The 10,440-nt window shown below is 69.8% G+C and carries 8 protein-coding genes; 3 read left to right on the top strand and 5 right to left on the bottom strand.

Translation table 11 applies throughout. From position 1 onward, the window contains the following. Positions 1-134 precede the first annotated feature (134 nt). From AA75_RS00970 to AA75_RS46920, 3 genes are all read right to left on the bottom strand, one after another. A complete protein-coding gene (locus AA75_RS00970) occupies positions 135-1,259 on the bottom strand; it encodes a hypothetical protein (protein ID WP_033817722.1) in 1,125 nt (374 codons plus the stop codon). Next, positions 1,256-2,434: a ParA family protein gene (locus tag AA75_RS00965; RefSeq protein WP_158515422.1), complete on the bottom strand. Its 1,179-nt coding sequence runs from the start codon at positions 2,432-2,434 to the stop codon at positions 1,256-1,258. Before AA75_RS00965 ends, AA75_RS00970 begins: the two co-directional genes overlap by 4 nt. A 779-nt stretch (positions 2,435-3,213) precedes the next feature. After that, positions 3,214-3,933, bottom strand: a complete 720-nt coding sequence (locus AA75_RS46920; RefSeq protein WP_149037873.1) for a hypothetical protein — start codon at positions 3,931-3,933, stop codon at positions 3,214-3,216. A 615-nt stretch (positions 3,934-4,548) separates the two neighbouring features. Here AA75_RS46920 and AA75_RS00960 point away from each other — a divergent pair. Both AA75_RS00960 and AA75_RS00955 read left to right on the top strand, forming a co-directional pair. Further along, entirely contained in the window at positions 4,549-5,604 is a 1,056-nt protein-coding gene (locus tag AA75_RS00960) for a hypothetical protein (RefSeq protein ID WP_149037872.1), read from the top strand. Positions 5,605-5,726: 122 nt separating this feature from the next. Beyond that, complete coding sequence (locus AA75_RS00955; RefSeq protein WP_149037871.1) at positions 5,727-6,947, top strand: MarR family transcriptional regulator; 1,221 nt, start codon at positions 5,727-5,729, stop codon at positions 6,945-6,947. 31 nt (positions 6,948-6,978) lie between these two features. On the opposite strand, the gene AA75_RS00950 is transcribed toward AA75_RS00955, so the two are convergent. Beyond that, complete coding sequence (locus AA75_RS00950; protein ID WP_033817721.1) at positions 6,979-7,704, bottom strand: prepilin peptidase; 726 nt, start codon at positions 7,702-7,704, stop codon at positions 6,979-6,981. Between the two features lie 375 nt (positions 7,705-8,079). On the opposite strand from AA75_RS00950, the gene AA75_RS00945 reads away from it, so the two are divergent. Continuing rightward, entirely contained in the window at positions 8,080-9,567 is a 1,488-nt protein-coding gene (locus tag AA75_RS00945) for a DUF2637 domain-containing protein (RefSeq protein WP_051811494.1), read from the top strand. A gap of 364 nt (positions 9,568-9,931) precedes the next feature. On the opposite strand, the gene AA75_RS00935 is transcribed toward AA75_RS00945, so the two are convergent. Beyond that, the gene (locus AA75_RS00935; RefSeq protein WP_033817719.1) at positions 9,932-10,429 is read right to left on the bottom strand and encodes a hypothetical protein; all 498 of its coding nucleotides are present in this window, start codon (positions 10,427-10,429) and stop codon (positions 9,932-9,934) included. Positions 10,430-10,440 lie beyond the last annotated feature (11 nt).

Here is a 10,440-nt window from a genome sequence, read left to right as displayed (position 1 = left end):
GGCCGCAGACGGTGCGGCCGGCGACCATCCCGCCACCCGATCACCGCACACCGTCCAGGCACCCACTCATTGCGTGCGAAACGATGAGGGCGAGGCAGCAGTTGCTGCCTCGCCCTCTCGAGTCCCACCAGGCGCTACTCACTCGTGTCGGTGATCCCGAGCTCGTTGCACAAATCCTCAGCGAGCTTCCGGAGTGTCAGGGCTTCCTGTCGGGCACGGGCGGCATCTGTCTTCATCAACGAACGAATTGACGCCCCGACGACCTCAGCTGCCTTGCTGACATCATCAGGCGAATCGCCCGCCCGCGGCGACCCGACGGAACTGCCTGTGGTAGTTGTGGCGGTCAGCATCATCGGCTCACCAAAGCCAAGGAAACGGGCCGCTTCCTTGAGTGACTTCTCCGTGATCTTCCCCTTACGAAGCGCCTCCTCCCAGGTTCGACGGACCGCCTCATCGCCATGCCGCTCCTGAACTGGCACAAGAGCCCGCAGGTGCTTCTCGGCCATCTCCATACTGGTGACGTGCTCAAGAGCACGAACCACGGGCATGGAGCGGATGATCTTGTTTGCGTAGTTCCGGCCGATGCCGAACCGATGCTTGACGAGGACGTCAAAGTCAGTCCATCCCAGGGCCTTCCACAGCTCCTCTTCCCTCATAGCCAGCAAGATCTGACCCTGGACGATGACTCGCTGCTGCGTGGACTGCTGGATATTGGCTCGTGCCGCGTACTCCGCTCCAGCGAATACCCGGGCGTAGTGCTCCAATCGCTCCTGAGGGTCGTCGCTCGTCGGAGCGCTGAAGGTCGGCATCTCCACGAAGCCGGCAGCGTTACGGTCTCGCGGAAGGTGAACCAACCCTTCCTCAGACAGGTCCAACTCCTGGCTCGGCTCAGTCAGCGCCTCAGAACCTACCTGCTCAGGGATAGCAGAGATTGCCACCGACGAGCTCTCGTCCTTGTCGGTGGAATCAGTAGACGGCGACTCAGCTGAAGCATCACCCGAATCAACACCCTGGCCAGCGCCAGACAGGACACTCAGCGTCGTCCCCTCGGCCTCGCTCGGTGCGTTGACGGCCGCGGATTCACTAGACCCGTTGCTGTCCTCCGAAGTGGAGGACAACGCCTCGCCAGCCCCTGCCGCCTGGCGGGCCTCCCACTCAGCCTTGATCTCTGCCCGCGAGCGGACGGGGGGGACCGCGCTCTGCGCGTCGCTGACGACCTCGGTGCCCTTGGGGAGCGTTGCCGGACGGTACCTACTCATGCAGCGAGCTCCTTCGCGAGACGACGCAGCGTCTCCGCTTGAATGCAGTCGGGTGCGTACTGGAAGAGGGGCACCTCGTAGTCGGAGGACTCACGTCCCTCAATGGAGTCCTTCAGTTCAGCAAGGACACTCGGAGCCGTGAGGGTGTGCCACTCGTCGTAGAAGCCCCGTGTGACAACTCCCTTGCGGGCGTCATAGGCGTTCACGATGAACCCGAGCTGGTCAACCTCGATCTGCATATTGGCGCAGGTCGTGCGGATCTGTCGGTTCAACAGGTTGTACGCGCGGAAAGAAGACTTGTCCGACCAGACCGGGATCAGGATTCCCGAGTGATCAACAAGCTCGCCAGCCCGACGCTGCACGAAGTCAATCGCTAGATCCATGCCCAGCCCCAGGTTCGGGGGACCGTCCAGGACGATGACGTCGTAGTCCTGCTCGATGGGCTCAAGCGCTCGCCGCAGACAGGTGTCGCGCCCAGCCCGCATGGTGGCCAGTTCTGCATCCATCAGGAACGCGTCCTCATGCGCCGGCAGTATGTGCAACCTGCCATCGAACATGGGGGTGTCTGGACGATCGTCGTGGTCCAGGCGAACCTCTTCCAGCGCGATGATCGACCGCCGGAGGTGTTGGGTCGCCCTGCCGAGCATGTGCGTGAGGAGGCTGTCGCCACCAGTCGGAAGGTCAGCGACTCGCATCCTTGCCGAGAGGTGCGCCTGTGGGTCGTAGTCAACCAACAGAACCCGAAGACCCATCTCGGCGAAAGCCTGTGCAAGGCCGCCGGCAATGAAGGTCTTTCCGACCCCACCCTTCTGGTTGCCGACGAGGATGCGCTTCACCGGCTGGCGAAGGAGAGGGGAGGCCAGCGGCGGGTGCCGCTCCAACCAGTTCCGGATGACCTGCGCCATGCCCTGGACCTTAGTGATCGCCCGGATCTCGCACTCGACCTCGAATCGGGCAACGCCCCCGCTGGGGACATACGAGGCCCATGATTTGGCTCCCTTGATGTCCTCAACCGCGGGAGAGTTCGCGTTGTCGTACCACAACGACAACGCATGGGTCACGGCATCGGAGACGTTCAGGCCACGCTCTGCTGCCCGGATCTTCAGATCTCTTCGCATCTCGGGCATCACGTTGGCGATGAGCTTCTCGCTCGTGTCGCTGCTCACTGTGCTCATGGAGGGCAACATATCAGTTGCTGACTTGTCAGTCGCGCACCTTCGGCGTGTCGCAAAGCAGCAGCCAATTTGATCAGCCAAGGCCGCACTTCCGGAAAAATTCGCAGCTGGGAATCAATGAATCAGCTCCGATTTCACTGGCTCAAATATCGAGGGATTCATCAAAACTCTTCTGGAACTTAGTGGGAAAATTTCCAAGGATCACTCAGTTCTGTCGTCGATTTTACCGCTGAAACTTTCCTCGAATCTCATAATTCCCTCGGAGAACCGCAGGCCAAATTGCCCTTTGGGAGAGCACTTTTACGGGTCGCGAGTTCTCCCCTACGGGCCGACTCACCACAGATCGGCCAGGCCAACAGTGCAGGTCAGATGGTGTATCGTCGCGTGCGCAGTAGGCACTACCGGATATTCCAATGCGCGTCGTGCCGAGCTCTTGATGAAATTCGAATTGGTAGATCTGGCGCGCTGACCCGTTAATTCCTATGTCTCGGCGTTGCCACCTGTGGCGGCCTGAAAAGACTCGCTCGTCGCCCTGAGCCAGATCGCTGAGACTTAGCGGAGGCATGGTTGCGCGGGGCAGTGCACAGCGTCCAGGCATGGCGCTATCGGCAGATGCAGAGGGGCGCAAGTGCTTTGTATCGCCGTGTGGAGAATCCAGGTCCAGCGGTCCTCCCGTCCCCTGGGCCCACCGCTCACGCGCAGCTGCCCGGGGGCCTGACATGAGCAAGAGTGCGACTGACAACTCAGTTCGAGTTGCTCTAGCCTCGCTGGGGCTGACCTCACGAACGCGTGCCCGGCTGAGTGCGGCCGTCCAGCACCTGACGAGCCTCACCGCTGCTCGCGCCGTTCGGGACACAGCGCGAGCTGGAGCTGTGGTGCTGTTCGCCAAGTCCAGCCAGGGCTCCGCGGTAGTCACCATTCGGGCCCGCGAGCTGGGCCGCTGGGTCGGCGTGTCGGAGTCGACGGTGGATCACGTGGTGCTTCCGCAGTTGCGGGAGCTCGGGTTGATCGAGTCTGAGGTCGTTGTCGACGAGGCCGGACAGCCCCTCGGCCTCCGCTGCACGGTGGTGCCAGCCCGACAGGCGCATGCCGCGGGAGACCGACGTCACCCCCTCGCGTTGACCAGGCCCGAGTTGGCGACGTTGCTGAGGCTGTGTGAGGTGCTCTTCGCTCCAGGGTGGGGGAGCGACTTGGCCGGTGCTGGGCTGCTGGCTGACGTGACCGGTCGGGCTGCGGCGACCGATCGGCTGGCTCTTCTTCTGATGGTTCTTCAGTGCCGGCCGGACGGGCGTGTCCGCTTGGTCGGAGGGTCGGTGCCGGCTCGTCGTGGTCGTGCCGCGGCGACGGTCGCGCGCGCGCTGGGTTGTTCCGTGTCGGGTGGTGGCAAGGTGCTGGGGCGCCTTGGCGAGCGCGGTCTTGTTGAGGTTCTGCGGGAGCCGACGGCGTCTGGTCTGCGGTCGTCGACCCGGCTGCTGATCCCCCTGGTGGCTGAGGCTCATGGGAAGTCGGTGCGCAGGCCGGCGCCACGGGCTCGGACCAGGTCGCGGCGAAGCGCGGTCGGGCTGGGTGATCAGCCTGGGGGAGTGGCCGAGATCGCCCGCCCTGCTACTGCACCCGGTGATCTTGGTCAGGGTTCGGATGCTGCCGGTCTTGGTGCGCCTGGGGTTCAGAGCCCGTCGGCGGCTGAGGTCGCTGTGGTTCCAGAGCACCCCGGTGGTGCCCTCCTTCACGCGGCCCACGCTCAGGTGGTTTCTCTCTCTGGTGATAGTGACTGGTGTGTTGGGTGTTCCGGCGAAGCCGCTGCCGGGTGCTGTGATCAGCCGGAGCGCGCGGGTGCGTGCGAGGACCGGGCCGAGGGCCGTGACGGCGCGGAGCCCGGTGCAGCCGGTGCCGGCATCGCTGGCCCGCTTCGCGGGGAACACCAGGGATCAGCGAGCGGGCCGGGGATGTCGGGCGTGCAGCCTGTGGCCGGAGCTGGGGGCCAGCGGGTGCCTGCGACGTTCGCGGGCGTCCGGGTACGGCTTCCGATGGGCTGGGAGCGGCTGCTGGAGCCGGTGGAGTTCCTGTGGGCTCGGATCGGTCGCGGTGGGGCTCGTGCCCGGGTTCGGACCGCGGTGGGCCAGGCCCTGACGGAGCTCGCCGGCGTGTTCGGGGAGGTTGCCCCGCGGCTACTGCGTGAGCGGCTGGAGGCACGTCTCGCGTCGCAGGGCTCGGCTCCGATCCTGGATCCGGTCGGCTGGATGATCGGCCGCGGGCTGCGGCGGCGCTCGGCGTGCTACGACCAGCGCTGTGACGACGGCCGCCGGATGGACACCGGCGCCTCGTGCGAGGCCTGCGTGCTCCTGGTGGAGGACGCCCGGGCGCTGCGAGCGCTCATCGCCCGTCAGGTCGCTCAGGGCCTGGATCCGGCTCGCGTTGGTGAGCTGGGCCGGCTGACCGAGCTGCGTCTGCACGACGTCGTCCAGGCGCGGGCCGAGGCTCAGGTGCTGGCGCGTGAGCGGGCGGTGCGTGAGCGTGAGCGCCAGGCAGAGGCGGCGGCGGAGCGCCGTGCGTTGGTTGAGCGGGGCCGGCTGGCGGCGGCCCAGCGGCCGTGTGCGGACTGCGGGCTGGAGCGCTCGGGCGGGTTGTGCTCGGCGTGCGGCTACCAGCGGGCCGAGGACGCGGCTGTGGACCAGGCGGTGCTCGTCACGGTGGCCGGGCTGCTGGATCCGACCGAGGCCTCTCGGATCGGCCCGGTGGCGCAGCGGGTGCGGGCCCGGGTCGAAGGCGCGGTTGGGGCGGAGCAGGCCCGGCTGCTGGCGGGCGGGGCGTGCGATCCGGTGTTCGTGGCGCTGGCGCGGCAGTTCGAGGCCGAGGCGGTGTTGGAGCGCTCACGGCAGGAGGCGCTGGAGCGGCTGGCAGCCAGTGTGGAGGCATTGGAGGAGGCCGGGCGGGTGCGGGCCGCCGAGCTGGCCCGTGGTGTTCGGGCCGAGGCGGCGGAGCGGGCGGCGCAGCGCGCACGGGGCCGGGCGGCGGAGTACCTGTTGGGCGCTCGCCTGGAGCGGCTGCGTGAGGGTGAGCGCTCATCCGGCGAGGTGGCCGAGGTGGGGTCGTGGCGTGAGCGGTTGGCTGTGCTGGCGGAGCGGCCGCTGTCGTCGGAGCTGGTCGGGGCCGGGGCGGTGGTCCGGTGAGCAGGAGGCGCGGGAGCGGTCGCGGTGGGCCGGTCGGGGTCGAGGCGGCGGTGCCGGGTGCGGGGCGGCGGTTGCGGGAGTGGGTGGAGCAGCGCCCGGGTTTGTCGCGGCGGGCGAAGGCGTTGCTGCTGCACGGAGACCGGGCGGGGCGCTACGAGGGCCGCAACGGTGCCGAGGGCGGGTACCGGATGACGATGGCGCTGGCGGTGGCGTGCAGTCAGCCGGGCCGGGAGTGGACGCTGGCGCAGTTCCACGAGGCGCTGGTGCTGCGGCCGACGGCCGGCGGGTCGTGGGCGCGGGCGGTGCGCCGGCTGCAGGGGGAGGCGTACCTGGAGACCAAGCTGGGGGAGATGCTTGCCAAGGCGCGGCGCTTCGTGGGGGCGAGCGAGGCGATCACCTGCCGGGCCGACGCTCTGGTGCAGCTGGCCGAGATCCGGGCCGCGGTGGAGAGCCGGCCGTGGGAGTGGGCTGGGACTGCCGGGGGCACGGACCTGAAGAACGTGCTGGCGCGCCTGTCGCGGGCGCAGCGGGCCGGCGGGCCTGAGCACGAGGCCTCGGTGCGGCCGCTGGCTGAGGAGGCCGGGTGCTCCCGGTCGGGGCTGGAGGACAGCAACGACCGGTTGGTGAAGAGGGGCTGGCTGGTGAAGCTGCCGCGGACCGGTGCGAGCGGTCGGTGGCTGATCCGGATCCCTCCCGAACCTGCGCCGGTGGAGTGTGCGCGCCCGGGACAGGAGGCAGCTGCAGGGGCGAGGGGGGCAGGGACTGTCCCGACCGCGCACGGTGAGGTGGCCCGGTTCGACAGCCGGGTGGTGGCCGAGGTGATGCGCGAGGACGCTTTCCACCTGTGGGCCCACGGTGCCTCGGGGGCCCGGATCCTGGCGTGTCTGGATCCGGTGGAGGGCGTGGACGTGGCCGGCCTGGTGCGGGTGCTGGGGCTTCACCGCACCACCGTGAGCCGCCGCCTGGCCGCGCTGGTCGAGGACGGGCTGGCGGTCGTTGCCGACGGCCTGGTCTACCTGCCACGGGAGTTCGCGTCCGCCGCCGGTGCCCGGCCCGGCGCGGAGCGCCTGGCCGAAGTCGCCCAGGCGCGGGGGACCGCTGGCCTGGGGGAGCGCCGCCGTGTCCGGCATGCCCGGGAGCGGGAGATGTACCGGAGGTGGGTGGTGGAGCGGGAACTGCGCGCGGAGCAGAACCGTCGCCCGGACCGGCCGTCGCTGGCCCTGGTGCCCGAGGGCGTGGTCGACCCGGCCACCGGCGAGCTGGTGGACGAGCGCTGGCGGGGCTGGGACACCAGCGATCCCTGCCGGCCGGTGTGGCGCGGCGACGAGGGGCAGGCGGCGTGAACCGGCAGCCACCCGGAGCTTCGGCGCGCTCCTACATGTCGAGGGCGATGGCCAGGAGCGCCCCGCCGATCATGAAGGGTCCGAACGAGAGGTCGTCGCGGCGGCCCCGGCGCAGCACCAGCAGCAGCACGGCCGCGTACAGGCCGACGAGGAAGATCGCTGCCGCGCTGCCGTGCACGAAGACCTTCCATCCGTACCAGGCCAGGATCGCTCCGATGATCGGCGCGAGCTTGGCGTCCCCGAGCCCGAGCGGAGTGGCGATCGCCATCGCCAGGTACAGCGCGCCGAGCACCACCGCGCCCACCGCCGCCCGCAGGAGCGGAGCGGCCGTATGCGAGGTGAGCGACAGCATGGCCAGGAGCACCGCCGTGCCGACGGCAGTGGTGGCGGTCAGCGGATCGGGCAGCCGGTGGACCAGGGCGTCGACGACCGCCAGCGCGGTGCCGCACGTCGCCAGCCACAGGGCCGGCCACAGGGCGGGGCCGATGCCCAGCACGGCGACCAGCGCGGTGAACGCGAGCGCCGCCAGCACCTCCGGCACCAGGGCCGGAGCGCCCGGTCGTGCCCCGCAGCTGCACCGCCCCCGCGGTGACAGCGCCGGCCCCGACCGCCAGGACAACGGCGTGCCGCATCCCCTGCACGCGCTGGCCCAGGGCTGGTCGGCCGGGACCGCGAAGCGCGCGATCGCGGGGCGCAGGCCCCACCCGGCCGCGGCGCCGGCCACGGCGGCGGTGACGAGGGCGGTGGAGGAGGCCATCAGTGGTGCTCCCTGCTTGGGACAGGCGGTCGGGTGTACGAACGGTATCTGCCGGTGCCGCCCTGTTGGCCTGGGGCCCCGGCTGTACCGAGCGGCAGAGTACATACACTGCTCCCCTCGAAACGTTCACACGACCGAGGTCCGAAAAAATGACCGGGCCGAACGTCACACGGTGGGACAGAATCCGGCCTCTAGGTCATGAAGGGGCGCCACGGCGCCCGACAGACCAGGGGAACGGGGGAGACGGCCGTGGGAGCGCTAGGAGCGGGTGCCCGTCACCACGACGAGCACCAGGACCGACCGGCGATCGAGCACGCCACGTCCGCAGCGGGGGCCGGCCCGCGTACCAGCGGACGCAACAGGGGAGGGCCCGACATGTCGTCGTCAGCCGTCGCATGGACAAAGGGCCGCAAGGCCACGCTGGGCGTCATCGGCTTCGGTGCCACCATCATCGCGGGCATCGGCTTCTGGGGCTCCTACCAGTCCGTCAAGGAACTCGCGCGCGAGAAGGGCTTCGGCAACTTCGCACCCGCCTTCCCGATCGGCATCGACGTCGGCATCGTCGTCCTGCTCGCCTTCGACCTTTTCCTCACCTCGATCCGGCTCGGCTCCCCGTGGCTGCGCTACGTCGCCTGGGTTCTCACCGGCGCCACCATCGTCTTCAACGCCGCAGCAGCCTGGCCCGACCTCCTCGGCTCGGCCATGCACGCCGCGATCCCGCTCCTGTTCATCGCGGTTGTCGAAGCATGCCGCGGCGCACTTGCGAAGATCAACAAGCTGGCCGACCGCCGCCGCCTCGACTCCATCCGCCTCCCCCGCTGGGTCATCGCGCCCCGCTCCACCTTCCGCATCTGGCGCCGCATGGTCCTGTGGGAGATCCCCGACTTCCAGACCGCGCTGCGCCTGGACCAGCAGGCCCAACTGCTGCGGATGGAGCTGCGCGACGAGCACGGACCCCGATGGCGCCGCCTGGCCGGCCGTGACGCCCTGAAGCCGCTGCGCGCCCTGCGCGCCGGGGTGCCGATCGACGCCGAGGCGCTGGCCGGACCCGTGATCGGCATCCCCCGGACGCCTCCTCTCACCAAACCTGATCCGGCCCCTGCCCTCGAGCGAGTCCCCGAGCCCGCCCCCGCAGCACCGACGATCACCGCGCAAGAGCCCGCTCCGGCCACCCCGGAGCCGCCCGCGGACCCGGCCGAGCTTCCCACCACCGCCATCGAGGTTCCTGCCGCCACGGCCGCGGCGGGCATGCCGAGGGTCGACCCACTGCCCCACATCAACCTGCCGATCCTGCCGACCGCCCACACCGCCGACAACACGGTGCGAGCTCCGGTCGCTCCGGTCGCTGCTCCCATCGCCCCGGAAGCCGACGGGCACGCCTGGGCCACAGCCGCACCTGCCCCTGACGTGCACCCGAAGCCCGACCCGGCCCCGCTGCCGGAAGCAGCCGGACGCGAGGAGGAGCAGAACACTCCGGCAGCACCCCTGGCCGCTGCTCACACCCCCGAGCCCGTCCGGCAGCAGGACGGCCCGGGCCGCGAGCCGAAGTTGGTTCGGGAGGCCGAGGCGGCCGATGAGGCCCACCTCGCCGCGACGGGGCCGGACGCAGACCCGGCTCTGTTCGACCCGGGTGCCGAGCCGAGCGAGGACCAGCAGAAGCGCGCCGAACGCATCTACCTGGAGTACAAGAGGGAGGGCAGGAAGCTCTCCGGAGCCGAGCTCGCCCGCCAGGCCGGCTACAGCCCGGCCCACGGCCGGCGCCTGCTCGGGCAGTTCGTAGAAGTGCACGGCGCGATCGAGGTCAGTGCTACCCAGGACGAACTGACCGAGGACGGCGCCGACCTCGAGCCGGTGCTTCGTTGAGACCTGGGCTGTTCCCGGAATCCGGGCATGTGAGGAGGGGCACCCAGGATCTGGGTGCCCCTCCTCACATGCCTGAGGTGGGACGAACGGCGCCCCACCCGGACTCGGAGCGCCGGCCGCTGCGTACGGCCGATCCACAGCAGGAGCTCCGCAGGGGACACCATCCCCTTACCCGAGCCCGCCAAGCCGGTCGAGGTGGTGCCGGACGACATCGCACAGGCCTTCGCCCGCGGCACCGTCGTTGAGAGCGTTCCGCCGAAGGACCCGGTCAGGGACGGGAACGGGGGCACCGGCATCGTGCCGGTGCCCCCGTTCCCGTCCCGATCCCTAGGGCTGGCGCCGAGTCAGCGGCAGCTGTAGTCGGTCATGAGACCCCGGGACGCATCGTCAGCGGGGGTGAGCCGGTGGGTTCCCCGCGATCGAAGTCCAGCCGGAGGACGGCCGTGGCGCCCTTGCCGGGCCAGACCTCCATCGGGCCGGAAGCGTTGGGCGCGGGATAGACGATGGCCGAGGCATGCCGTTCGCCGTACGGCGTTCCGGCCAGGCACGCACCCGGACCGCCGACCTCGTCCAGATACCGCTGCCAGGGCGTCTTCCAGATCTCCGCGGCGACGGCGGTGCTGCCCCACACCGCGGCGACGGCGACCACCAGGGCGGTCACCGTGAGCCGAACGGAGAGAGCGCGCCGACGAAATCCCAGCGCCCGGAACGCCCACCACCCGCAGACCCAGCCCACACCGGCGACGGCCAGGACGAGAAGCCCGGCCTGCGCCGGACCGTGGTAGAGCAGTCGCGACTTCGCGGTGACGCCGGCAGCTGCCGCCGCGAAGGCGATTCCGCAGACCGACGCGAGCAACAGCACAGCGCCGTCCT

The sequence above is a fragment of the Kitasatospora sp. MBT63 genome, assembly GCF_000710465.2.
In the GTDB taxonomy this organism is placed as follows: Bacteria; Actinomycetota; Actinomycetes; order Streptomycetales; family Streptomycetaceae; genus Kitasatospora.
Note: the sequence above shows the minus strand (reverse complement) of the source record. Positions and strands in the feature narration are given on the sequence as shown.